At 69.7% G+C, this 23,254-nt stretch carries 23 protein-coding genes; 11 read left to right on the forward strand and 12 right to left on the reverse strand.

Features of this window, described 5'->3' with window-relative positions:
• Window positions 1-5 precede the first annotated feature (5 nt).
• Window positions 6-497: a YajQ family cyclic di-GMP-binding protein gene (locus tag ABD798_RS10970; protein WP_344873414.1), complete on the forward strand. Its 492-nt coding sequence runs from the start codon at window positions 6-8 to the stop codon at window positions 495-497.
• Window positions 497-1,378, forward strand: coding sequence for a glucose-1-phosphate thymidylyltransferase RfbA (gene rfbA / locus ABD798_RS10975; RefSeq protein ID WP_344873416.1), 882 nt, complete (start codon window positions 497-499; stop codon window positions 1,376-1,378). Before ABD798_RS10970 ends, rfbA begins: the two co-directional genes overlap by 1 nt.
• 4 nt (window positions 1,379-1,382) lie before the next feature.
• On the opposite strand, the gene htpX is transcribed toward rfbA, so the two are convergent.
• From htpX to ABD798_RS10995, 4 genes are all read right to left on the reverse strand, one after another.
• On the reverse strand, window positions 1,383-2,261 hold the full coding sequence (gene htpX, locus ABD798_RS10980) for a zinc metalloprotease HtpX (RefSeq protein WP_344873986.1): 879 nt from the start codon (window positions 2,259-2,261) through the stop codon (window positions 1,383-1,385).
• Window positions 2,262-2,354: 93 nt separating this feature from the next.
• Window positions 2,355-2,789, reverse strand: coding sequence for a 4Fe-4S binding protein (locus tag ABD798_RS10985; protein ID WP_344873418.1), 435 nt, complete (start codon window positions 2,787-2,789; stop codon window positions 2,355-2,357).
• Entirely contained in the window at window positions 2,786-3,358 is a 573-nt protein-coding gene (locus tag ABD798_RS10990; protein ID WP_344873420.1) for an NADH-quinone oxidoreductase subunit C, read from the reverse strand. Before ABD798_RS10990 ends, ABD798_RS10985 begins: the two co-directional genes overlap by 4 nt.
• Window positions 3,355-3,792 (reverse strand): NADH-quinone oxidoreductase subunit B, encoded by a 438-nt coding sequence (locus tag ABD798_RS10995; protein ID WP_246842759.1) that lies wholly within the window; start codon window positions 3,790-3,792, stop codon window positions 3,355-3,357. The genes ABD798_RS10990 and ABD798_RS10995 overlap by 4 nt, the downstream gene beginning before the upstream one ends.
• 114 nt (window positions 3,793-3,906) lie before the next feature.
• Between ABD798_RS10995 and ABD798_RS11000 the strand changes: the two genes are divergently transcribed.
• Window positions 3,907-4,716: a GntR family transcriptional regulator gene (locus ABD798_RS11000; RefSeq protein ID WP_246842760.1), complete on the forward strand. Its 810-nt coding sequence runs from the start codon at window positions 3,907-3,909 to the stop codon at window positions 4,714-4,716.
• 296 nt (window positions 4,717-5,012) lie between these two features.
• Here ABD798_RS11000 and ABD798_RS11005 read toward each other — a convergent pair whose 3' ends face one another.
• Window positions 5,013-5,492, reverse strand: a complete 480-nt coding sequence (locus ABD798_RS11005) for a hypothetical protein (protein ID WP_344873427.1) — start codon at window positions 5,490-5,492, stop codon at window positions 5,013-5,015.
• A 217-nt stretch (window positions 5,493-5,709) separates the two neighbouring features.
• On the opposite strand from ABD798_RS11005, the gene ABD798_RS11010 reads away from it, so the two are divergent.
• Both ABD798_RS11010 and ABD798_RS11015 read left to right on the forward strand, forming a co-directional pair.
• Window positions 5,710-6,774 (forward strand): LysR family transcriptional regulator, encoded by a 1,065-nt coding sequence (locus ABD798_RS11010; RefSeq protein ID WP_344873429.1) that lies wholly within the window; start codon window positions 5,710-5,712, stop codon window positions 6,772-6,774.
• Between the two features lie 185 nt (window positions 6,775-6,959).
• Window positions 6,960-7,535 (forward strand): dihydrofolate reductase family protein, encoded by a 576-nt coding sequence (locus ABD798_RS11015; RefSeq protein ID WP_344873431.1) that lies wholly within the window; start codon window positions 6,960-6,962, stop codon window positions 7,533-7,535.
• A 77-nt stretch (window positions 7,536-7,612) separates the two neighbouring features.
• Here the strand turns inward: ABD798_RS11015 and ABD798_RS11020 are convergent, their stop codons facing one another.
• The gene (locus tag ABD798_RS11020; protein WP_344873433.1) at window positions 7,613-8,050 is read right to left on the reverse strand and encodes a DUF6247 family protein; all 438 of its coding nucleotides are present in this window, start codon (window positions 8,048-8,050) and stop codon (window positions 7,613-7,615) included.
• Between the two features lie 133 nt (window positions 8,051-8,183).
• Window positions 8,184-9,056, reverse strand: coding sequence for a dimethylargininase (gene ddaH, locus ABD798_RS11025; protein WP_344873435.1), 873 nt, complete (start codon window positions 9,054-9,056; stop codon window positions 8,184-8,186).
• A 74-nt stretch (window positions 9,057-9,130) separates the two neighbouring features.
• Between ddaH and ABD798_RS11030 the strand changes: the two genes are divergently transcribed.
• The 5 genes from ABD798_RS11030 (at window position 9,131) to ABD798_RS11050 (ending at window position 13,895) form a co-directional block, all read left to right on the forward strand.
• Window positions 9,131-9,583, forward strand: a complete 453-nt coding sequence (locus tag ABD798_RS11030; protein WP_344873437.1) for an Lrp/AsnC family transcriptional regulator — start codon at window positions 9,131-9,133, stop codon at window positions 9,581-9,583.
• A 6-nt stretch (window positions 9,584-9,589) separates the two neighbouring features.
• Complete coding sequence (locus tag ABD798_RS11035; protein WP_344873439.1) at window positions 9,590-9,946, forward strand: GntR family transcriptional regulator; 357 nt, start codon at window positions 9,590-9,592, stop codon at window positions 9,944-9,946.
• 8 nt (window positions 9,947-9,954) lie between these two features.
• On the forward strand, window positions 9,955-10,704 hold the full coding sequence (locus tag ABD798_RS11040) for an enoyl-CoA hydratase (RefSeq protein WP_344873441.1): 750 nt from the start codon (window positions 9,955-9,957) through the stop codon (window positions 10,702-10,704).
• Window positions 10,705-10,950: 246 nt separating this feature from the next.
• On the forward strand, window positions 10,951-12,828 hold the full coding sequence (locus ABD798_RS11045; protein WP_344873444.1) for a 2-oxoacid:acceptor oxidoreductase subunit alpha: 1,878 nt from the start codon (window positions 10,951-10,953) through the stop codon (window positions 12,826-12,828).
• The gene (locus tag ABD798_RS11050) at window positions 12,825-13,895 is read left to right on the forward strand and encodes a 2-oxoacid:ferredoxin oxidoreductase subunit beta (RefSeq protein ID WP_344873446.1); all 1,071 of its coding nucleotides are present in this window, start codon (window positions 12,825-12,827) and stop codon (window positions 13,893-13,895) included. The genes ABD798_RS11045 and ABD798_RS11050 overlap by 4 nt, the downstream gene beginning before the upstream one ends.
• Window positions 13,896-13,959: 64 nt before the next feature.
• Here ABD798_RS11050 and ABD798_RS11055 read toward each other — a convergent pair whose 3' ends face one another.
• The gene (locus ABD798_RS11055; protein WP_344873448.1) at window positions 13,960-15,876 is read right to left on the reverse strand and encodes a hypothetical protein; all 1,917 of its coding nucleotides are present in this window, start codon (window positions 15,874-15,876) and stop codon (window positions 13,960-13,962) included.
• Window positions 15,877-15,956: 80 nt separating this feature from the next.
• Here ABD798_RS11055 and rarD point away from each other — a divergent pair, with 80 nt between their 5' ends.
• On the forward strand, window positions 15,957-16,961 hold the full coding sequence (gene rarD / locus ABD798_RS11060; protein WP_344873450.1) for an EamA family transporter RarD: 1,005 nt from the start codon (window positions 15,957-15,959) through the stop codon (window positions 16,959-16,961).
• 3 nt (window positions 16,962-16,964) lie between these two features.
• Here rarD and ABD798_RS11065 read toward each other — a convergent pair whose 3' ends face one another.
• From ABD798_RS11065 to nuoL, 4 genes are all read right to left on the reverse strand, one after another.
• Window positions 16,965-17,936, reverse strand: a complete 972-nt coding sequence (locus ABD798_RS11065) for a polyprenyl synthetase family protein (RefSeq protein WP_344873987.1) — start codon at window positions 17,934-17,936, stop codon at window positions 16,965-16,967.
• 204 nt (window positions 17,937-18,140) lie between these two features.
• Window positions 18,141-19,694 (reverse strand): NADH-quinone oxidoreductase subunit NuoN, encoded by a 1,554-nt coding sequence (nuoN, locus tag ABD798_RS11070; RefSeq protein WP_344873989.1) that lies wholly within the window; start codon window positions 19,692-19,694, stop codon window positions 18,141-18,143.
• A gap of 13 nt (window positions 19,695-19,707) precedes the next feature.
• Window positions 19,708-21,294 (reverse strand): NADH-quinone oxidoreductase subunit M, encoded by a 1,587-nt coding sequence (locus tag ABD798_RS11075; protein ID WP_344873452.1) that lies wholly within the window; start codon window positions 21,292-21,294, stop codon window positions 19,708-19,710.
• Window positions 21,291-23,204 carry an NADH-quinone oxidoreductase subunit L gene (gene nuoL, locus ABD798_RS11080; RefSeq protein ID WP_344873991.1) on the reverse strand — a complete coding sequence of 638 codons (1,914 nt, stop codon included), beginning with the start codon at window positions 23,202-23,204 and terminating at the stop codon, window positions 21,291-21,293. Before nuoL ends, ABD798_RS11075 begins: the two co-directional genes overlap by 4 nt.
• Between the last annotated feature and the right edge of the window lie 50 nt (window positions 23,205-23,254).

Raw genomic sequence — 23,254 nt, forward strand, 5'->3', positions numbered from 1 at the left:
TCGACGTGGCAGACCCCTCGTTCGACGTGGTGAGCAAGGTCGAGCACCAGGAGGTGGACAACGCGCTGAACCAGGCGGCCAAGGAGCTGTCCACCCGGTTCGACTTCCGGGGCACCGGCTCGGAGATCACCTGGCAGGGAGAGGAGGCCATCGCCATCCAGTCCGAGACCGAGGAGCGCTGCCTCGCCGCGATCGACGTGTTCAAGGAGAAGCTGATCAAGCGCAACATCTCGCTGAAGGCGTTCGAGGTCGGCGAGCCCGCGATCTCCGGAAAGATCTTCAAGGTCACCGGCAAGATCATCCAGGGGATCGAGGCGGACAAGGCGAAGAAGATCGCCAAGACCATCCGCGACGAGGGCCCCAAGGGCGTTCAGGCGCAGATCCAGGGCGAGCAGCTGCGGGTCACCGGCAAGAAGCGGGACCACCTGCAGGAGGTCATCGCCCTGCTGAAGAACAAGGACTTCGGCATCGCCCTTCAGTTCACGAACTACCGCTGATGAAGGGGATCGTCCTGGCCGGGGGCAGCGGCACCCGCCTGCACCCGATCACGCAGGCGGTGTCCAAGCAGCTGCTCCCGGTCTACGACAAGCCGATGATCTACTACCCGCTGTCCACGCTGATGCTGGCGGGGATCCGGGAGATCCTGATCATCTCCACGCCGACCGATCTGCCGATGTTCCAGCGGCTGCTCGGGGACGGCTCGCAGTTCGGGCTTGACCTGCGCTACGCGGAGCAGGCAGCGCCGAACGGGCTCGCCGAGGCGTTCGTGATCGGCGCGGACTTCGTCGGCGACGATCCGGTCGCGCTGGTGCTCGGTGACAACATCTTCTACGGCCAGGGCTTCTCCTCCCAGCTCCAGCAGCTGGTGGCCGACCTGGACGGCTGCGTGCTCTTCGGCTACCGGGTCAAGGACCCGCAGCGCTACGGCGTCGGCGAGGTGGACGCCGAGGGCAGGCTCGTCTCGATCGAGGAGAAGCCGGAGATCCCGAAGTCCAACAAGGCGATCACTGGCCTGTACTTCTACGACAACCAGGTCGTGGAGATCGCCAGGGGGCTCAAGCCGTCCAAGCGCGGCGAGCTGGAGATCACCGACGTCAACCAGACCTACGTCCGGCAGGGCAACGCGCGCCTGGTCGACCTGAGCCGCGGTTTCGCGTGGCTGGACACGGGCACGCACGACTCGCTGCTGCAGGCGGGGCAGTTCGTCCAGGTGCTGGAGACGCGGCAGGGCGTGCGCATCGCGTGCCTTGAGGAGATCGCGTTGCGCATGGGTTTCATCGACGCCCAGCAGTGCTTCGCGCTCGGAGAGAAGCTGGCGAAGTCCGGCTACGGCGAGTACGTCATGGAGGTCGCGCGGGCGGCGGGCGCTTCCGGCTGAGAAGTCACCAGCCGGGCGGCTGCTGCCTGCCCGCCATCTCCTCCAGCCTGCGCACCCGGTCGGCGATCGGCGGGTGGGTGGAGAACAGCCTGGACATGCCGTCGCCTGGCCGGAACGGGTTGGCGATCATCAGGTGCGACTGGGAGACCAGCCGCGGTTCCGGCGCGAGCGGGGCCAGCTGCGTGCCGATCTCCAGCTTGCGCAGCGCCGAGGCGAGCGCGAGCGGGTCGCCGGTGAGGTGCGCGCCGGTCTCGTCGGCCTGGTACTCCCTGGACCTGCTGACCGCGAGCTGCACGATGCTGGCCGCGATCGGCCCGAGCACCGCGATCAGCAGCAGCGCGATCGGGTTGGGCCGGTCCTCGTCGTCCCCGCCGCCGAAGAGGCCCGCGAACATCGCGATGTTGGCGAGGAAGGTCACGACGGTGGCCAGCGCTCCGGCGACGCAGGAGATCAGGATGTCGCGGTTGTAGACGTGGGCGAGCTCGTGCCCGAGCACCGCGCGCAGCTCGCGTTCGTCCAGCAGCTCCAGGATCCCGGTCGTGCAGCACACGGCGGCGTGCCTGGGGTTGCGGCCGGTCGCGAACGCGTTGGGCGCCTCGGTCGGGCTGATGTAGAGCCGGGGCATCGGCTGGCGCGCGGATGTGGCCAGCTCGCGGACTATGCGGTACATCGCGGGCTGTTCGGCCTGGGACACCGGGCGCGCGTGCATGGCGCGCAGCGCCAGCCGGTCGGAGCTGAAGTAGGCGTAGGCGTTCACGCCCAGCGCCACGACGAGCGCGAGCACCAGCCACCCGCCGCCGAAGAGCGCGCCGATCAGGATGATCAGCGCGCTGAGCCCGCCGAGCAGCAGCGCGGTCCTCAGCCCGTTGTAGTGCCTGTGCACGTCGCTCAACCTCCGGATGATGCGCGGTTCCGAGGGTCTGCCCGGTTGGTCGCTTTCCAGTAGAACAACGCCCGCTCCGGGACGGAAGTTCCGTCAGCGACCCGGGCGACCGCCGCGCTGGGCTGCTTCCGGGGCCGGTTCGGCGGCGGGGTCCAGCGGAGGCGGCGGAGGCACGGCGGCCACCCACTCGCCCAGCGCGGGGCGCTCGTGCACGAGTTCGGCGACCGCGCCGGAGCCGTCCAGCGCGCCGGTTCCGGGGTAGTCGAAGTCCGGCGCCCAGTGCAGTGCGTCGAAGGGGCAGACCTCCACGCAGATGCCGCAGTACAGGCACTGGCCGTAGTCGATGGCGAAGCGGTCGAGCACGTTGCGCTGCCGCGGCCTCGCGGAACCCGGCTCCTGCACCGTCTCCGTGTGCGAAGTGATGTGCAGGCACCAGTCGGGGCATTCGCGCGCGCAGATCATGCAGACGGTGCAGTTCTGTTCCAGCAGCGCGATCACGCCGCGCGTGCGGGGTGGCAGGTCGGTCACTGCTGGGGCTCCTCTCGGCGCGGTCCCCACTCGGGGCCGGGCACTCCGGGCGGGGCGAGTCGGCGGCGGCTCGGCGCGCTGGTGTCGGCTTCCCCCGGCTCCAGGCCGCCCGGCCACGGCCGCACCACCCTGGCCGCGAGCACGAAGTCCTTGCGCAGCGGGTGCCCGGCGAAGGAGTCCGGCAGCAGCAACCGCCTCGGGTCGGGGTGGCCCGCCAGCGCGATGCCGAACATCTCGGCGGCCTCGCGCTCGTGCCACGCGGCACCGGCCCACACGGACGCGACGCTGGGCAGCTCCTCGCCCGAGGGCAGCTCGGTCCGCATGAGCAGTCCCGCGCGCTCACCGGGGTGGACGACGTGCAGCGTGACCGCGTGCCGCTCCCCCACCGCTCCGGGCCTGCCCGCGTCCTCGACACCCAGCCAGTCGAACATCCGGCAGCCCAACGCGTCCTTCGCCGCGAGCGCCGCGCGGTGCCAGCTCTCCAGGGGCACGAGCGCGCGCGGGCGCCCGAACTCGACCTTGGTGGTCACACCGTCCACGGCGGAGGCGAGCGCCTCGGCGAGGCTCACGCGGGCACCTGCTCGGTGATCAGGCGGTGCAGCGCTGCCAGTCCTTCGAGCAGGGCCTCCGGCCGGGGCGGGCAGCCGGGTACCGCCACGTGGACGGGCAGCAGCTGGTCGATGCCCTTGGTGACCGCGTAGGAGTCCCAGTACGGCCCACCGGTGTTGGAGCAGGCGCCGACGGAGAGCACGTACTTCGGCTCCGGCATGGCCCGGTAGGTCTCCAGCACGGCGGGCAGCATCACGTCGGTGACCGTGCCGGAGACGACGAGCACGTGGGCGCTCTCGTCGCTGTCCACAGGGGTGACGCCGAGCCGCTCCAGCGCCGCGTCGTCCAGGCCGCGCAACGCCGCCATCACCTCGACGCCGCAGCAGGCGAGCCCGAGGTCGAGCACGGTCAGCTCGTAGCTGACGCCCCAGTCGAGGCTCAGGGGAGTTCTCACAGCGACCGAGGGTAGGACGAGCACCTTTTAGGCACCTGCTCAGGGCCAGCCTGCCGGAACCTCGGACAGTAGTCGATTGACTACTTATAGAGAGTACTCTCGGCCGGTGGGGCGATGGGTTCATTACTGAGCGGGCAATTCGACAGGAAGGCAGTCCCAGTGGCCGATCCGGGCTCTGCGTACCGGGTGAAGTTCCGAGGAATAGCAGACGAGCTGCGCGCAGCCATCCTGGCTGGCAAGTACCCCCCTGGCTCCAGGTTGCCGGGGGAGAACGACCTGATGGAGCGCTACGGCGCCGCACGGATGACCGTGCGCGCTGCGTTGGACGTGCTCAAGAACGAGGGCCTGGCGTGGTCCCGGCGCGGTTCCGGGGTCTACGTGCGGGACGACCGGCTGATCCGCAGGCTGCCGCCGCAGCGGGTCCGCAGCGACGCGCAGGACGTGTGCGCGCCGAGGTGGAAGACGGATCCGAGTTCGCTGAGCCTGACCATCGACAGCGTGGACGTGACCGAGCAGGAGACCCCCGAGCACGTCGCCAGGGTGCTCGGCGTCCCCTCACAGAGCCGGGTGTGGGTGCGCAAGCGCCGCAACCTGGTCGACGGGCGCCCGGTGATGCTCTGCGTGTCGTACTTCCCGGCCAGGCTCGCGGTGGGCACCCCGCTCACCAAGATCAACCCGGGTCCTGGCGGCGTGTACGCGCGGCTGCGGGAGCTGGGCAAGCCCGCGATGGTCTTCCGCGAGGAGATCAGGGCGCGCATGCCGCAGGGCGACGAGGTCACCGCGTTGCAGCTGGAGCCGGGCACTCCGCTGATGGTGGTGGCAAGGACCGCGCTCACCGGTAACGGCGAGCCGGTCGAACTGACGGAGATGACCATGGACGCGGGCAGCTACGTCCTGGAGTACGAGTTCCCCGCGCAGCCCTGAGCTCCCGCGCGACCGGCGGGCGGCCGGGAGGAGCGCACGGCTGCGAGTGAAACGATATCCGCCCTGATCATGGATCGGGGCCTTGGCGGCTCGCGTTGGGGCGGGCCGGGTTGGGATAATGAGGTCTTAGGGGGTCCCCGGTAGCTGGGGGACCCCCGTTCGACGTTTCGGGTGCGTGCGGGCACCGGAAGATCGGCTTTGCCGGGGCGAATGAGAAAGAACGGCCCCGAAGAATCGAGGCCGTTCCCCTCTCCCCCGGTCCGCGGCGCGAGTTCCCCCCTGCGCCGCGGACCCCGTCAGCGCAGCCGCAGCGCGTACACCTCGATCGGCGGGAGCGCGCGCACGGCCCTTGCTCGCTGGAAGAACTCGTTGCTGGTGGGCAGCCACAGCGCGACCACGACGCCGACCTGGAGGACCTGTGCGGTCATCACCGCGAAGGTGATCATCGACGGGTAGCGCGCGTCGCCGCCGGCGAACGCCGCGAGCACGGTGAACACGGCGATGGCGGTGAGCAGCACCCGCGCCCAGTTGACGCCCTTCGTCGCGAGCACGCCGAACAGCATCAGCGCCGCGCAGCAGAGCCCGTGGAACAGCGACGAGGAGTGCAGGCTGCCGTCCACGTCGGCCGCGGTGGACCTGACGAGGCGGACCAGCTCGTCCCGGTGCGCGAAGGTGAGCACCAGCGCGACGACGGTGGCCACCACCGACGCCGCGACCAGCACGAACGACACCCGTGTCGCGGTGGGCGCCGACAGCTCCGGCACGTGCGAGGACACAGAAAACTCCCAGCTTGTATATGGCTTTTCGCGGGCCGGGCGAGTAGTGAGGAATGGGATTTGCCCGGCAACCACTTGACGGGCAGTATTCAAACCATCATGAGTGAGTATTGTCCAGTCAGATAGAATAGACTTAGCGATCAGTTCGGAACGAAATGGAATCAAGTTCAGTTCAACTGGACTTCCCGCCAGTTGGCCTCACGGAAAAGGACTCGACTTGACCGCCGCCCCCGGACCGGCTCCGTTGGAGGACCGGGCACTGGACCGGCTGCTGGACTGCCCAGTGGCTCTGCTGGACGTCACCTTCGACCAGCTGCGCACCCTGCTGGTGGTGCACGAGAAGGGCTCGGCGCTGCGCGCGGCCCGGACGCTGGGGCGCGACCAGTCGAGCGTGCAGAAGCAGCTCGACACGCTCAACCGGAACTTCCAGGCGCTGTGCGGGACGGCGCTGGTGGAGAAGCGCGGGCGCGGGCAGGACTTCCTGTTCACCCCCGTCGGCAGGAGCGCGGTGGAGCTGACCAGGAAGGCGTTGGAGGGCGGCCTTGACGCGTTCCAGCAGTGGCGGCACCAGCTCGGCAGGACGCTGACGGTCGGGACGACCCGGTTCACGCTGGAGTACCTGGGGCAGGCGTGGCGGCACGTCGCCGAGGAGTTCCGGGCGAGGGAGGTCGAGCTGCGCATCGTGCACGTCCGCTCGAAGGACCTGTGGGGCAAGCTCGACACCGGCGAGCTGGACCTGGTGTGCGGCACCACGATCGTCGACCCGGCGGACAGCGGGGAGCTGGACCGCTTCGAGGTGCTGCCGTGGTGGCGGCAGAGCAGGCCGGTGGTGCTGACCAACCTCTCCGAGGAGGAGCTGCCCGGCCAGGTCGTTGACGCGAACCGGCTGCGGCGGGTGCCGATGATCCTGCCGTCGGCGGGCATGGTGAACGACTTCCTGCGCCGGTGGTACGGGCCGGAGTACCGGGCCCAGCTGACCGTGGCCGCCGAGATCGAGGAGATCCACTACGGCACGACGCTGCTGCGCTCGCGGTTGGCGCGGGGCTGCATGGTGGTCACCCAGGGCGTCGGCCACGCCGCCGTGGAGGGTCAGTTCGGCGAGTCCGTCCCGCTGCGGGTGCTCGAACTCGACGATGAGGCGCGGCCGAGGCTGCAGCAGTTCACCGGCGTGTTCGCGCGCAAGGGCGAGCGGGCGAAGCACACCGCGGACCACCCGCTGAACCTGCTGTGGGCGGCCTTCGAGAGGGAGGCTCCGTCCACCCTGGCCGACGACCCGCTCTGAGCTGGCGGACGCAGCGGTCAGCCAGCCGGTTGAAGTCGTCAGCCTCGTAGCTGACAACGTTCGCGACGCGGGTACAAGGCCTCGGACGGATTCGCACGTAGATTTTTCCGCGGACGTGTCGATTCCGGTCGACGCCGATCGACGCAGGAGTAGAAGAGCACGTCAGAGCACCCGAGGAGCATTCCATGCGCACCCTGATCTCCACCGCTTTCGTCTCCCTCGACGGCGTCATGGAGGGCCCCGGCGGCGAGCCCGGCTACCGCAACACCGGCTGGACCTTCAAGGACATCGACTTCGACCCGGCCGCCTACGCGCTCAAGGCCCAGGAGCAGGAGGAGGCCGCCGCAATGCTGCTCGGCCGCGCCAGCTACGAGGCGTTCTCCGCCGTGTGGCCCGGCATGACCACGGAGTTCCCGCGCTACAACGCGATGCCCAAGTACGTCGTGTCCAGCACCCTGCGCGAGCAGGACCTCGTCTCCAACTGGGGCGAGATCACCGTTCTCCGTTCGCTCGACGACGTCGCCGCGCTCAAGGAGACCGAGGGCGGGCCGATCATCGTCCAGGGCAGCGCCGAGCTGAACCGCAACCTCGCCGACGCCGGCCTCATCGACCGCTACCACCTGCTTGTCTTCCCCGTTCTGCTCGGCGCGGGCAAGCGGCTGTTCAGCGGCACCGACAAGGACAAGCAGAACCTCGCGCTCGTGGACAGCGAGTCCTACGGCAACGGCGTCCAGAAACTGATCTACAACGTCACCCGCTGATCACACGCGGTCGATCACGACAGAGACGTCGGGGTTGGGGTGTCTTCAAGACCACCCAACCCCCTTCTCGATCATCGTCAACTGCCTTCAACCCCAGCGGCCAAGGGTTTGTCGTCGTTGAAGACCCGCGAGAAGGGGGTTTGCGGGTCTTGAAGACCCGCGAACCCGTCCCGGCTTCCCAGACGATTCCTGAGGACTTCGTGCATCCCGTCGCGTGACTCAGCAGTGGAACTCGTGCCCGTTCGCTGGATCTCATCGACCGTGGACATCATCCGCCGGTAGGCAGCAACGCCCATGCCCTGAGTCACCGCGGCCGTCCGCTGCCACGCGCGCAACAGATCGAGCACCGGGGCCAGGTCCAGTGTGGTTGCCGCAAGTGCCATCGCTGCCTGGTACTGGCCGACGAAATCCGTGCGATCTTCGTCGATCAACGCGTCACGGATTGCGAACGGAGCCGCCTCGGGCGGCAGATCAGGCACCGGTGAACCGGGGAACGAGTCGTTCGCAGCGGTCATGTCCGCACGGTAACGACGTCCGAACGGCTCAACGCAACCCCGATTGAGTGACCTGGCGATGCGTTCGCCAAGAACCGGATGCCTAAGCAAGGAGACCCCGGCGGTGATGTCACCGGGGTCTCCTCGAGGTGGATCAGACGCGGATTTCCATGGTGCAGCACTTCGGGCCGCCGCCGGACTTGCGGAGCTCGGAGATGTCGACGTAGTGCGCGCGGAAACCACGGGCTTCGAGCGCGGTGCCGAGCGCGGTGGCCTCGACGGGCAGGACGACGTTGTAGCCGTCGGAGACGCCGTTGAGGCCGAGGCACGCGGCGTCGGCCTCGGTGGCGAGGACGGCGTCGGGGAACAGCAGCTCCAGGACGCGCTGCGAGCCGGGCGAGAACGCGGCCGGGTAGTAGGTGACGAGCGGGTTGTCGCGCGAGTCGTCGAGGACGGTGAGCGCGGTGTCGAGGTGGTAGTAGCGCGGGTCGACGAGCTTCAGCGAGACCACGGGGACGCCGAGGATCTCCTGCGCCTCGGCGTGGGCGCCGGGGTCGGTGCGGAAGCCGGTGCCGGCGAGCAGGACGCGGCCGCTCCAGGTGAAGTCGCCCTCGGCCTCGTTGATGTTGGTGGGCATGACGACGTCGCGGAAGCCGTGCTCCAGGAACCAGCGGCGGTAGAACTCGGCCTCACCGGCGCGCTCGGGGGCGCGGAAGCGGGCGCCGAGGACGCGGCCGTGCACGACGGTGCCGGAGTTGGCGGCGAAGACCATGTCGGGCAGGCCGGGCTGCGGCTCGATCTCCTCGACGACGTGGCCGAGGCTCTCGTAGGTCCGCTTCAGCTCGGCCCACTGCTCCAGGGCACGCTCGGTGCTCACCGGTTCGCTGGGGTCCATCCACGGGTTGATCGCGTACTCGACGGTGAAGAACTTCGGGGCGCACATGAGGTAGCGCCGGGTGGTGGGGGTGCGGGCGGCGGCGAGCGCGCTGGCCCCGGAGACGGGGCGGACCTCAACGGCGGACGACATGATTCGAAATCTAAGTGTCCGACAGACCATCGATCAACGCCGCATCATGCCGCGTAAACGGCAGAATGTTGCGTATGGACTCGATTGACCATCGAATCATTTCGTGCCTCGTTGCGGACGCTCGATCGAGCTACGCGGAGATCGGTTCGACCGTCGGTTTGTCGGCGCCCGCAGTGAAGCGGCGGGTGGACAAACTGCTGGACGCGGGGGTGCTGCGGGGCTTCACCGCGGTGGTGGACCCGGAGGCCCTCGGCTGGGGAACGGAGGCCTTCGTGGAGGTGCACTGCCACGGCAACATCAGGCCGGGCAGGCTCCGCGCGGGGCTGGAGCCGCTGGCCGAGGTGAAGGCCGCCTACACGGTGTCGGGCTCGGCGGACGCGATCGTGCACCTGCGGGCCGCGAGCATCCACCACATGGAAACCGCGCTGGAGCGCCTGCGGGCAGTGGACTTCATAGACCGGACCGTCTCGACCGTGGTGCTGTCCACGCTGCTGGAGCGCCCCGCCACACCGAAGGCTGGAGGCTGAGCCGTGGTGAACGTCCACATCGACGCCGCGTCGTCCGTACCGCCGTTCGAGCAGCTCCGCGCGCAGCTCGCCAGGCAGATCACCGAGCGCGCGCTGGCGGCGGGCACGCGGCTGCCGACGGTGCGCAAGCTCGCCGAGGAGCTGGGGCTCGCCGCGAACACCGTCGCGCGCGCCTACCGCGAGCTCGAAGAAGCGGAGCTGATCGAGACGCGCGGGCGCAACGGCAGCTTCGTGAGCGCGACGGGCGGGCACGGCCAGGCCGCCGTCCAGCGCGCGGCCCAGGAGTTCGCGGCCAAGGTCAGGGCGCTCGGGGTCGATCCGGAGGAAGCCGTCCGCGTCGTGCGAGCGGCCTTGGAGCGATAATCGCGCCCATGGGTGCCGAGGTGATCTTGGAGCGGCGGGGTGCCGTCGCGGTGGTGACCGTCAGCGATCCGGAGCGGCGCAACGCGCTCACACTGGACCTCTCGCAGGCGCTGGCGGACACCGTGGCCGCGTGCGAGGCGGACTCCGGCGTTGGCGCGCTCGTGGTGACCGGGGCGCCGCCCGCGTTCTGCGCGGGCGCGGACCTGACACAGCTCGGCGACTCCCGCGAGGAGGGGCTGCGGCGGATCTACCGCGGCTTCCTCGCGGTGGCGAACTGCTCGCTGCCCACGGTCGCCGCGGTGAACGGGGCCGCGGTCGGCGCCGGGCTCAACCTGGCGCTCGCCTGCGACGTCCGGGTCGCCGGGCCGAAGGCGCGCTTCGACGCGCGCTTCCTCAACCTCGGCATCCACCCGGGCGGCGGGATGACCTGGATGCTCCAGCGCCTCGCCGGACCGCAGACGGCGAAGGCGATGGTGCTCTTCGGCGAGTTCTTGGACGCCGACGCGGCGGTGCGGCACGGGCTCGCGTGGAGCAGCGCGGAGGACGTCGTCAGCGCGGCCGTCGAGCTGGCGGACAAAGCCGCCGCAGCGCCTCGCGAGCTGGCTGTGACCACGAAATCGTCGATGCGGGTCACGGCGAGCCTCGGCGCACACGCCGAAGCCGTCGAGCACGAGCTGGTGCCGCAGATCGCGTCCATGGACAGCCCGGCCTTCGCCGAGCGGCTGGCCGCGCTCAAGGGGCGGATCTCGCGGAGCTGAGGCTTCCTAGCCCTCGGGAACCTCTAGTGTGATCTGGGTTTCCTCAATCGATTCAGGAAAGTGCCGGAACTTACCGTTGACCGCAGTGTCACCGGGCGGTAACCGGGCTTACAGCGTCTAAGTAAGGCAGGACTACCCTCGGGGGCAGCAGGGTCCGTTGCCCGTGCCCACCAGCCGAGACGACGTCCCTGAATCCAGTGCGGGCCGCAGGCCCCGCGACCCCTGTGAGAGAGGGACCGCCACTCCATGAGCGTCAGCACCCCGGGACGCGAAACCGAGATCCGCAAGCTCGACCGCGTCGTCATCCGGTTCGCAGGTGACTCCGGTGACGGCATGCAGCTGACCGGTGACCGGTTCACCTCGGAGGCGGCCGCGTTCGGCAACGACCTCGCGACGCTGCCCAACTTCCCGGCGGAGATCCGCGCGCCAGCAGGGACCCTGCCCGGCGTGTCCAGCTTCCAGCTGCACTTCGCCGACTACGACATCCTCACCCCCGGTGACCGGCCCGACGTGCTGGTGGCGATGAACCCGGCGGCGCTCAAGGCGAACATCGCCGACCTGCCGCCCGGCGGGATCCTGATCGTCAACACCGACGAGTTCTCCAAGCGCGCCCTGACCAAGGTCGGCTACGGCTCCGACCCGTTGGAGGACGGCTCGCTGGAGGAGTTCCAGGTGCACAAGGTCGCGATGGCGACCCTGACCCGAGGCGCGCTGGAGCCGACCGGCCTGTCCAAGAAGGACGCCGAGCGCTCGAAGAACATGTTCGCGCTCGGGCTGCTGTCCTGGATGTACCACCGGCCGACCGAGGGCACCGAGCGCTTCCTGCGGGAGAAGTTCGCCAAGAAGCCCGACATCGCCGAGGCCAACGTGCTGGCCTTCCGCACCGGGTGGAACTACGGCGAGACCACCGAGGCCTTCGCGGTCACCTACGAGATCTCCCCCGCCAAGCTGAACCCGGGCACCTACCGCCAGATCACCGGCAACACCGCGCTGGCGTACGGGATCGTGGCGGCCGGGCAGCGCTCCGAGCTGCCGGTGTTCCTGGGCACCTACCCGATCACCCCGGCCTCGGACATCCTGCACGAGCTGTCCAAGCACAAGAACTTCGGCGTGACGACCTTCCAGGCGGAGGACGAGATCGCCGCGGTCGGCGCCGCGCTCGGGGCCTCCTACGGCGGGGCGCTCGGCGTCACCACCACCTCCGGCCCCGGTGTCGCGCTCAAGTCGGAGACCATCGGCCTCGCGGTGATGACCGAGCTGCCGCTGCTGGTCGTGGCCGTGCAGCGCGGTGGCCCGTCCACCGGCCTGCCGACCAAGACCGAGCAGGCCGACCTGCTCCAGGCGATGTTCGGCCGCAACGGCGAGGCACCGCTTCCGGTGGTCGCGCCGTCCACCCCGGCGGACTGCTTCGCGGCGGCGCTGGAGGCGGCCAGGATCGCGCTGACCTACCGCACGCCGGTGATGCTGCTCTCCGACGGCTACATCGCCAACGGCTCGGAGCCGTGGCGGATCCCGACCACCTCGGACCTGCCCGACCTGCGGGTGGAGTTCGCCTCCGAGCCCAACGCTCCCGACGGCTCCGGTGAGTTCTGGCCGTACGTGCGCGACGAGGAGACGCTGGCCCGCCCGTGGGCGGTGCCGGGGACCAAGGGGCTGGAGCACCGGATCGGCGGCCTGGAGAAGGCCGACGGAAAGGGCAACATCTCCTACGACCCGGACAACCACGAGAAGATGGTCCGGCTCCGCCAGGCCAAGATCGACGGCGTCACCGTGCCGGACATCGAGGTCGAGGACCCCAGCGGATCCGCCGACGTGCTGGTGCTCGGCTGGGGCTCCACCTACGGGCCGATCGGCGCCGCGTGCCGCCGGGTCCGCAGGCAGGGCATGAAGATCGCGCACGCGCACCTGCGGCACCTCAACCCGTTCCCCGGCAACCTCGGCGAGCTGCTGCGCGGCTACCGCAAGGTGATCGTGCCGGAGATGAACCTCGGCCAGCTCGCGCTGCTGCTGCGCGGCAAGTACCTGGTGGACGTCATCAGCCACACCAAGGTCTCCGGGCTGCCGTACAAGGCCGAGGAGCTGCAGGACGTGTTCATCGAGATCGTGCAGGGGGTTCAGGCATGACGATCGAGCTGGGTCTTCCCACGATCGGTGGCCTGGAGGGCGTTCCGACCACCGACGAGAAGCAGACCGCCAAGGACTACAAGTCCGACCAGGAGGTCCGCTGGTGCCCCGGCTGCGGGGACTACATCATCCTCAACGCGGTGCAGAGCTTCATGCCCGAACTGGGGCTGAAGCGGGAGAACGTCGTCTTCGTCTCCGGCATCGGGTGCTCATCGCGGTTCCCGTACTACATGAACACCTACGGCGTGCACTCCATCCACGGGCGCGCCCCGGCCATCGCCACCGGCCTCTCGGTGTCCCGGCCGGACCTGTCGGTGTGGGTGGTCACCGGTGACGGCGACGCGCTGTCCATCGGCGGCAACCACCTGATCCACATGCTGCGCCGCAACGTGAACCTCAAGGTCCTGCTGTTCAACAACAGGATCTACGGGCTCACCAAGGGCCAGTACTCGCCGACCTCCGAGGTCGGCAAGGTCACCAAGTCCACCCCGATGGGCTCGCTCGACCACCCGTTCAACCCGATCTCGCTGGCCATCGGCGCCGAGGCCACGTTCGTGGCGCGGGCGATGGACTCCGACCGCAAGGGCGTCACCGAGGTGCTGCGCGCCGCCGCCCAGCACCGGGGCACCGCGTTGGTGGAGATCTACCAGAACTGCCCGATCTTCAACGACGGCGCGTTCGACGTGCTCAAGGAGCCTGGCGAGCGGGAGCGGCGGATCATCCCGCTGTCCCACGGCGAGCCGATCCGCTTCGGCGCCGAGGGCGAGTACGGCGTGGTCCGCGACCCGAGGACCGGCACGTTCTCGGTCCGCAAGGTCGCCGAGGTCGGTGAGGACGCGCTCGTGGTGCACGACGCCACGCTGGAGGACCCTTCCTACGCGTTCGCGCTGTCCCGCCTCGGTGGTCAGGACCTCGACCACACCGTCACCGGCGTGTTCCGCCAGGTCCAGCGGCCCACCTACGACGACCTGGCCCGGTCCCAGGTCGACCAGGCGAAGACCGCCAAGCCCGCCGACCTCGACGCGCTGCTGCGCGGCAAGGACACGTGGACGGTCATCACCGACTGACGGTTCGATTCGACGAACAGGGGCCCCGCTCGATGTGAGCGGGGCCCCTGTTCGTCGTTCCGGGTCAGTGCGCCGGGCGGTTGCCGTTCGGCGAGCCCGAGGTGGCGTCCGGGTCCACGACCGGCTCGAACAGCGAGCGGGTGCGGTCGGGCTGGTGCTGCTCCTGGAGCCTGCGGAGTTCGGCCTCGCGCCTGGCCGCTTCCGCGAGGAGGGCCTCGGTCTTGGGGTCCGGCGTCCGCTGGGGCTGCTCGGAGGGCTGCTGGGCGCCGGTCGGGATGGCGGTGGTGGCCTGTGCTTCGGGGTGGCCGGAGGCGTGGGCCGTCGGCTGCGCTGACTGGGCGGCGGTCGGCTGCGCTGCCGACGCTGGCTGGGTGGTGGTCGGTTGGCCTGCCGACGATTGGGCTGCCGACGATTGGGCTGGGGTCGGCTGGCCTGGCGTTGGCTGAGCGACGGTTGGCTGCGCTGCCGACGATTGGGCCGACGCTGGCTGCGCTGCTGACGATTGGGCTGCCGTGGGCTGGGACGTCGTGGGCTGGGACGTCGTGGGCTGCGCGGTGGGTCGCTGGGCGCCGGGCGACTGGACCGCTGTCGGCTCGTCGGGAGTCGGCTGGACCGGCGTGCTGGTCGCTTGGGTGTCGGCTCGCTGGACCGACTCGGGCGACGTGGGCCGGGACGTCGGCTGGGCGGTCGTGGGCTGCGCGTCCGGTCCGGAGAACGCCGTCGGCTGCGAGTCGGCCTGAGCGGACGTGGACCACGCGGTAGTCGGCTCAGCAGGGGCTGCCGACTGAGCGGACATGGGCTGGTCAGCGGAGGGCGCCTGGCGGTCGGGCGCGGGGCGAGCGGCGGTCGGCTGAGACGTCGGCTGGGAGGCAGTGGGCTGGGAGGCGGGGTCGGCGGCGGCGTTGCGGGCGGCGGCGGAGCCTCGGCTGAGGGCGACCTGGCGCGACGGGATCTCGGGCTCGGCGAGGTCCTGCTGGGGGCGCGGTGCCTGGGGGCGCTCACGACGGGCGGACCCGCCGAAGGCGTCGAAGGCACCGAAGTCGTCGGCGTCGGCGCGCTCGGGCTCGCAGTCGGCGGCCGGGCGCGGGGAGGCTCCGGCGGCGGGGTCGTCCACGTCGACGTCGTCCACGTCGCCGGGGGTCTTCCCGGAGGGCTTGGCGGTGTCGGGGTAGCCGCCGCGCCACTCGACCCTGGGGATGAGCGCGGTTGGCGTGTGGTCGGCCAGCTCCATCTCCATGGGGTCGACCTCGGGCGGAGCGGTGGGCTGGGCGGAGCGCGGCGCGGCGCTGGGCCGGGGGCGATCGGAGCGCTCGTCGGCGGCACCGGCCGCGCGCAGCTCCTGCTGGATGGCGGCCTGGCTGATGCCCATGGGAGGCGTGGTGGCCTCGAAGAACAGCGGTTCCTCGTCGGCGCGGGCAGCGGCGGCGGCCTGTTCGGCGTCGCGCTGGCGCTGGAGCTGCTCCAGGTACTCGGTGGGCGCGGGCGGGATGTCGGACAGCGTGGGGGTCGGCCTGCGCAGGTCCATCCTCGCCGTGGCCACCTCGATGTGCGCCGTCTCCTCGGCGGGCGAGGGCTGCGGGACATCGGCGGGCGAAGGCTCGGCGAGCGAGGGCTCGTCGTCGGCGTCGCTGGCCTCGGCGCGGACCACCTCGGTCGGCACGGGCGGAGCGGGCTCGACGACCTGGGTGGGCACGGGGTCGGAGAAGACCGGGTCGACCAGCTGCGGCTGAACGGCCTCGGGCAGCTTCGGCGGCTCAGGACGCTCCGGGGCGGAGAGGACGGCGGGCGCGGCGTTGAACACCGGCGGGCGCGAGGGCTTCGGCTCGGCGGCGGAGCTGGGCAGGTCGACGCGGGCGAGCTCGTCCTCCAGCTCGGCGATCCTGCGGCGGGCGGGCCGGACGAAGATCAGCCAGGTGGCTCCGGCCCCGACCAGGACCGCGAGCAGGGAGTACAGCCAGACCTCTCCGAACAGGGACGACACCGCCTTGGACCTCCTCTTCGTGTGATGAACGCGTCTGTCCCGTTCATCACGCTCAGCGTAAACTCATTCGGGTGCCATCGATGACCACCTCAGCGGACTCGATGGCCCTTCCACCCTCCCCCAGGCAGCCGGGCACCGCCTCCGGACTCCTGTGCGGGGTGGGCGCCTACACACTGTGGGGCCTGTTCCCCCTCTTCTGGCCACTGCTCGGACCTGCGGATTCGGTCGAGATCCTGGCCCACCGGATCGCGTGGACCATGGTCTTCATGCTCGGCGGGCTGCTGCTGTTCGGCCGCTGGGCGCGGCTGCGAGGCCTGTCGGCGCGGTCGTGGCTGCTGGTCGCGGCGGCCGCGGTGCTGATCGCGGTCAACTGGGGCACCTACATCTACGGGGTGACCTCCGGCCAGGTGACCGAAACAGCGCTCGGTTACTTCATCAATCCGCTGGTCAGCGTGGTGCTCGGCGTCGCGGTGCTCAACGAGCAGCTGCGCCGGACGCAGTGGGTCGCCATCGGCATCGCCGCCGTCGCGGTGATCGTGATGACCATGAGCTCGGCGTCGGTCCCGGTGATCGCGCTGGTGCTGGCGACCTCGTTCGGCTTCTACGGCCTGATCAAGAAGACCGTGCCGATGGACTCGGTGACCAGCCTGGCCGCCGAGAGCGTGGTGCTGGGCCCGATCGCCGCGGGCTACCTCATCTGGCTCGGCGCCTCGGGGGCGGGGACCTTCGGCGAGCACGGCGTCTGGCACGCGTTGCTGCTGGTCTCGGCGGGGCCGGTGACGATCGTGCCGCTGCTGCTGTTCGGCACCTCCGCGCGCAGGCTGCGGCTGGTCACGCTCGGCGCCTTGCAGTACCTGGCGCCGATCATCCAGTTCGCCTGGGGCCTGTTCGTCATGCACGAGCCGATGACGCCTGAGCGCTGGCTCGGCTTCGGGCTGGTCTGGGCGGCCCTGGTGCTGTTCACGGTGGACGGCGCGCTGGCGGCACACCGGAGCAGGCGCAAGCTGGCCAGGTACGAGACCACCGTCGTGCCGGAAGCGATCGTCGTCGAGGTTCCGGAAGAGCCGGCTCAGTCCACCAAGTAGTCGCTACTTGCTGCGGTCAACCACGTAGTCGGCCAGGGCTTCCAGAGCCGTCCTCGCCGGGCACTCCGGCAGGTAGGCCAGCTCGCCCCGGGCGTCGTCGGCGTAGCCGTAGAGGGTCTTCCTGGCGCGTTCGAGCCCCTCGGACTCGCGCAGCAGGTCCAGGGCCTCGGTCACCAGGTGGTCCTCGGTGATCGGAGCGGCCAGCAGCTCGCGCAGGCGCTCACCGCGCTCGCCCTGCTCCTCCAGCGCGTAGAGCATCGGCAGCGTCTTCACGCCCTCGCGCAGATCGGTGCCGGGCGTCTTGCCGGAGGCCGAGGAGGGCGAGGCGATGTCGATGACGTCGTCGGAGATCTGGAACGCGGTGCCGATGATCTCGCCGTAGCGCTGCAACGCCACGATCGTCTTCTCGTCCGCGCCGGAGAACATCGCGCCGTAGCGCCCGGCGGTGGCGATCAGCGAGCCGGTCTTCTCGGCGATGACCTTCAGGTAGTGCTCGACGAGGTCCTGGCCGGGCTTGGGCCCGACGGTCTCGCGCATCTGGCCGGTCACGAGCTCACCGAACGTCACCGCGATGATCTCCGCGGCCTCCGTCCCGAGCCCCGCGACGAGCTTGGAGGCGTGCGCGAAGAGGAAGTCACCGGTGAGGATCGCGACCGCGTTGTCCCAGCGGGCGTTGGCGCTGACGGCGCCGCGGCGCATCGTCGCCTCGTCCATCACGTCGTCGTGGTACAGCGTCGCCAGGTGGATCAGCTCCACCACGGCGGCGGCGGTCACCACGTCGTCCTCGTCCGCGTCGCCGAAGTTGGCCGCGAGCAGGGTGAACAGCGGGCGGATGCGCTTGCCGCCCGCCTCGACGAGGTGCAGCGAGGCCTCGGTGACGAACTCGAAGTCGCTCTGCACGACGGTCTTGAGCAGCCGCTCGACTCGCTCAAGGCCTGCCTGTACTGACGCGGCGAGCCCGGGGTCGGTCAGCACCGAACTGGCGTCCCGGTCCCGGCCAAGGCGGGCGTGCTCACTCGTGGTCACATCCGAAGCCTACGTAGGGCTGCCGGGTGCGTGGCACCCACCGGCCCATAACGCGCTATGACTTCCCCAACACGGGCGAAACAACTCGGGAAACGGCATGAAAAAGCCCGCGAACGGCAAGCGTCCGCGGGCTTCTCCAGCGACGTGATCTGTCTAGGAAATGAAAGCTCCCACCAGCGACCAGTCCAGCACCGCCGACGGGAAGACGCCGAGCAGAACCGTCACCGCGACGCCGAGCGCGATGGTGATCGTCGTCGGCACGCCGGGCAGGCTCACCGTCGGGCCGTTCTCCTCCGGCTCGCGCATGAACATCAGCACGATGATCCGCAGGTAGAAGAACGCGGCGACGGCGCTCGCCAGCAGCGCGACCACCACGAGCGGGGCCATCCCGTCGGCGAGCGCGGCCGAGAACACCACGAACTTGCCGACGAAACCGCTGGTGAAGGGGATGCCGGCGAGGGCGAGCAGCAGCACCGTGAAGATCAGCGCCACCACCGGGGACCGCTTGCCGAGACCCGCCCAGGAGCTGATCTGCGTCGCCTCCCCGTTGGCGTCGCGGACCAGGCTGATCACCGCGAACACCGCCAGCGTGGTGAAGCCGTAGGTGAGCAGGTAGAACAGCGTGGCCGCGCGGCCCTCGTCGGTCAGCGCGATCGAACCGATCAGCAGGAAGCCCGCGTGCGCCACCGAGGAGTAGGCGACCATCCGCTTGATGTCGGTCTGGGTCAGGCCGAGGATCGCGCCGATCAGCATCGAGACGATCGCGACGCCCCACAGGACCCCGCGCCACTCCCAGCTGGTCGACTCGAAGGCCACCGAGAACACCCGCAGGATGCCGCCGAAGGCCGCGACCTTGGTGCACGCGCCCATGAACGCGGTGACCGGGGTCGGAGCGCCCTGGTAGACGTCCGGGGACCAGGAGTGGAACGGGCCGACCGCCGCCTTGAACAGCAGACCCACCACGAGCAGGCCGATACCGGCGAACAGCAGCGTGTCGGAGCGGTCGGAGCCGCCCGCGGCCTGGGCGATCGCGGAGAGCTTGATCGAGCCCGCGTAGCCGTAGAGCAGCGCCAGCCCGTACAGGAAGAACGCCGAGGCGAAGGCGCCGAGCAGGAAGTACTTGACCGCCGCCTCCTGCGAGATGAGGCGGCGACGGCGGGCCAGGCCGCACATCAGGTACAGCGGGAGGCTCAGCACCTCGAGGGCGATGAACATGGTCAGCAGGTCGTTGGACGCCGTGAAGACCATCATGCCGCCGAGCGAGAACAGCGCCAGCGGGAAGACCTCGGTCTGCATGACCGTGGTGGCCTGCTCGCGGTCCTGGATGGTGCCGGGCCGGACGGCGGCGTCGGCGGCGAAGGCGCCACCGGGCTCGACCCTGCGGTCGGCGATCAGCAGCACCGAGCCGAGGCCGAGGATCAGCAGCGTCGCCCAGAGGAACAGGGCGGGCTTGTCCACGGCGACGGCGCCGGCCAGCGTGGTGACCCCGGTCGCCGGGGCGTCACCGAGGTAGCTCAGCAGCGCGGCACCCGCACCGGCGAGCGCGAGCACGCTGAGGCCGAACTGGGCGCCCCAGCGGGCCGAACGCGGCAGGAACGCCTCGAACAGCACGGAGACGCAGGCGGCGCCGAGCACGATCAGGATCGGCGCGATCGCCGGGAAGTCCAGGTCGGGCACCTGGACCTGCTCGACCTGGGCGAGGAGCATCGGGACGTTCACGTCACTTGTTGCCTTCCTGCGAGACAACCGGGTCGGTCACGCCGGCCTCGGTCATCGTCGCCGTGACGGACGGGGTGATGACGTCCAGGACGGGCTTCGGGTAGACGCCGAGGCCGATGACCAGTGCCACCAGCGGAGCCAGCACGATCAGCTCGCGGCGGGAGAGGTCGGCGATCTTGGACTTGAAGGTTTCCGACTCCGGGTCGGTCGCCGAACCGGGGCCGCCCGCGAGGCCGACGAGCGCGGTGCCGCGCACCGGGCCCTGCATGACCTGCTGGTAGGCCCGCAGCACGTACAGCGCGGCGAGCACCATGCCGACCGAGGCGATGATCGTGAACACCGGCTCGTTCGGGAAGGAGCCGACCAGCACCAGGAACTCGCTCACGAAGGAGTTGGTTCCCGGCAGCGCCAGCGAGGACAGACCGGCGACCAGGAACAGACCGCCGAGCACCGGGGTCAGCTTGGCCATGCCGCCGTAGTCGCTGAACTTCCTGGAGCCGCCGCGCGCCATCACCATGCCGACGACCAGGAAGAGCATGCCGGTGGAGATGCCGTGGTTGACCATGTACAGCACCGAGCCGGAGATCGACTGGCTGCTGAAGGCGAAGATGCCCAGCGCGATGAAACCGAAGTGGGCGATCGAGGTGAAGGCCACGAACCGCTTCATGTCGCTCTGCCCGAAGGCCAGGAACGCGCCGTAGAGGATGCCGATCACGGCGAGCACGAGCACCAGCGGTGCGAGCTGCTTGCTGGCCTCGGGGAACAGCGAGAGGCCGTAGCGCAGGAAGCCGAAGGTGCCGACCTTGTCCAGCACGCCGACGAGCAGCACACCGACACCGACCGGGGCCTCGGCGGCCGAGTCCGGCAGCCAGGTGTGCAGCGGGACCAGCGGCGCCTTGATGGCGAAGGCCACGAAGAAGCCGAGGAACAGCCAGAACTGCGCGGTCGGCGAGAGGTCCTTGGAGATCTCCACCAGCTTCGCCCACTCGAACGTGCCCTTGCCGAGCACGTCCGCGCTGGTCACGTACACACCGATGACCGATGCGAGCATGATCAGGCCGCCGAGCAGCGAGTACAGGAAGAACTTCATCGCCGCGTAGGTCCTGCGCGGACCGCCGAAGCGGCCGATCAGGAAGTACGCCGGGATGAGCATCGCCTCGAAGAAGACGTAGAACAGGAAGACGTCCGTGGCGGCGAAGACGCCGACCATGAAGGTCTCCATCACCAGGATCAGCGACAGGAAGCCGCCGAGGGTGCGCCCCTCGGGCAGCTTCTCCTCCCAGGACGCGCCGATGACGACGGGCACCAGGAAGGCGATCAGGGCGATCATCACCAGGGCGATGCCGTCGACGCCGAGCGCGAAGTTGACCCCGAACTGCGGGATCCACTCCACCGAGGTGGTCAGCTGCAACCGGGCGCCGCCCGCGTCGAAGGCGATCCAGGCGAAGACCGCCAGGACCAGCTCCGCGAGGGAGAACCCGAGCGCGGACAGCCGGGCCAGCCGGTCGTTGTTGCGCAGCAAGGCGACAACAACAGCACCGACCAGCGGCAGCAGAAGGAGAGCTGGAAGCAAGATGGCGCTGCTCACGCGAACCTCACCACCAGCATGGCCGCGATCACGAGGACCGAACCTCCAAGCATGCTCAGGGCGTAGGAGCGGACGAACCCGGTCTGGGTCCGGCGCAGCACGCCGGAGCCGCCGCCGAGCACCGACGCGGTGCCCATGACGATCCCGTCGACGCCCTTGTTGTCCACCACCAGGAAGGCCCTGGTGAGCAGCAGGCTCGGCTTGACGACGAGCCAGTCGTTCAACGCGTTGGTGTACAGGTCGGCGCGGGCCGCCCGCACCGGCCAGGACGCAGCGGGCCGCTCGACCGGGACGCGGACCGACTTGCGACCGAAGATCACCCAGGCGACAAGCGCGCCGAGCGCGGACAGCGCCACGGTCAGCAGCGGCACCAGGGCGTGCGGGATGACGCCGTGCTCAGCGGTCTCCAGCGTGCCCAGCGAGGGGGTCAGCCAGTTGGAGAGCAGACCGCCGTTGCTGAGCAGGAAGCCCGCGAACACCGAACCGAAGGCCAGCACGATCATCGGGACGGTCATCGACTTCGGCGACTCGTGCGGGGAGTAGTCCCTGCCGTCGGCCGACTTCAGCTTCTCCCAGCGCTTCTCACCGAAGAACACCAGCAGCATCAGGCGGGTCATGTAGAAGGCCGTCAGCGCAGCGCCGAAGAGAGCCGCACCGCCGAAGACCCAGCCGCGCCAGCCCTCCTGGCCGAAGGCCGCCTCGATGATGGCGTCCTTGGAGTAGTAGCCGGACAGGAACGGGAAGCCGATCAGCGCCAGGTAGCCGAGGCCCCAGGTGACGAAGGTGATCGGCATCTTCCTGGCCAGGCCACCCATCCGCCGGATGTTGCCCTCGTCGTTCATGCCGTGCATCACCGAACCGGCGCCGAGGAACAGCCCGGCCTTGAAGAAGCCGTGGGTGAGCAGGTGCATGATGCCCAGCGCGTAGCCGAACGGGCCGAGGCCGACCGCGAGGATCATGTAGCCGATCTGGCTGACCGTCGAGTACGCCAGGACCTTCTTGAAGTCGTCGTAGGCGCAGCCGATCACGCACCCGATCAGCAGCGTCAGCGCGCCGATGATCGTGACGACCAGGCGGCCGTCCGGGGTGAGGTCGTAGATCGGGTTGGACCGCGCGATCAGGTACACGCCGGCGGTGACCATGGTCGCGGCGTGGATGAGGGCGGAGACCGGGGTCGGACCCTCCATCGCGTCCGGGAGCCACGCCTGGAGCGGGAACTGACCGGACTTGCCACAGGCGCCGAGCAGCAGCATCAGCGCGATCGCCAGGACCACGCCGCCGGAGAGCTCACCGGCGCGCTCGAAGACCTCGGTGTACTGGGTGGTGCCGAGGTTGGCGAACATCAGGAAGATCGCCACGGCCAGGCCGATGTCGCCGACCCGGTTCATCAGGAACGCCTTCTTGGCCGCCTCCGCCGCGGACGGCTTGTGCTGCCAGAAGGAGATCAGCAGGTAGGACGCGAGACCGACGCCCTCCCAGCCCAGGTACAGCGTCACGAAGCTGTTGCCCAGCACCAGGATCAGCATGGCGCCGACGAACAGGTTCAGGTAGGCGAAGAACTTGCGCCGGTTCTCGTCGTGGCTCATGTAGCCGATCGAGTAGATGTGGATCAGCGAACCCACACCGGTGATCAGCAGCACGAACGTGATCGACAGCGGGTCGAGCCGGAGGCCGAAGTCGACCTTCAGCGCCTCGACCGGGATCCACGAGAACAGGCTGACCTCGCGGACCCGCTGCTCGGGGTCGAGCCCGATGACGGAGAAGAACAGCGCGAGGCCGTAGCCGAACGCGGCGATCACCATGGCGCTGCCGAGCAGGTGGCCCCAGCGGTCGGAGCGGCGCCCGCTGATCAGCAGGATCGCCGCGCCGAGCAGGGGCAGGACGATCAGGAGCCACGCGTACTGCGCGATGCCCTGGGCGGCCAGCACCTTCGCGGGCTCGGCGAGATACGTACTCGTCA

This window comes from Allokutzneria multivorans (assembly GCF_039537405.1).
GTDB lineage: Bacteria > Actinomycetota > Actinomycetes > Mycobacteriales > Pseudonocardiaceae > Allokutzneria > Allokutzneria multivorans.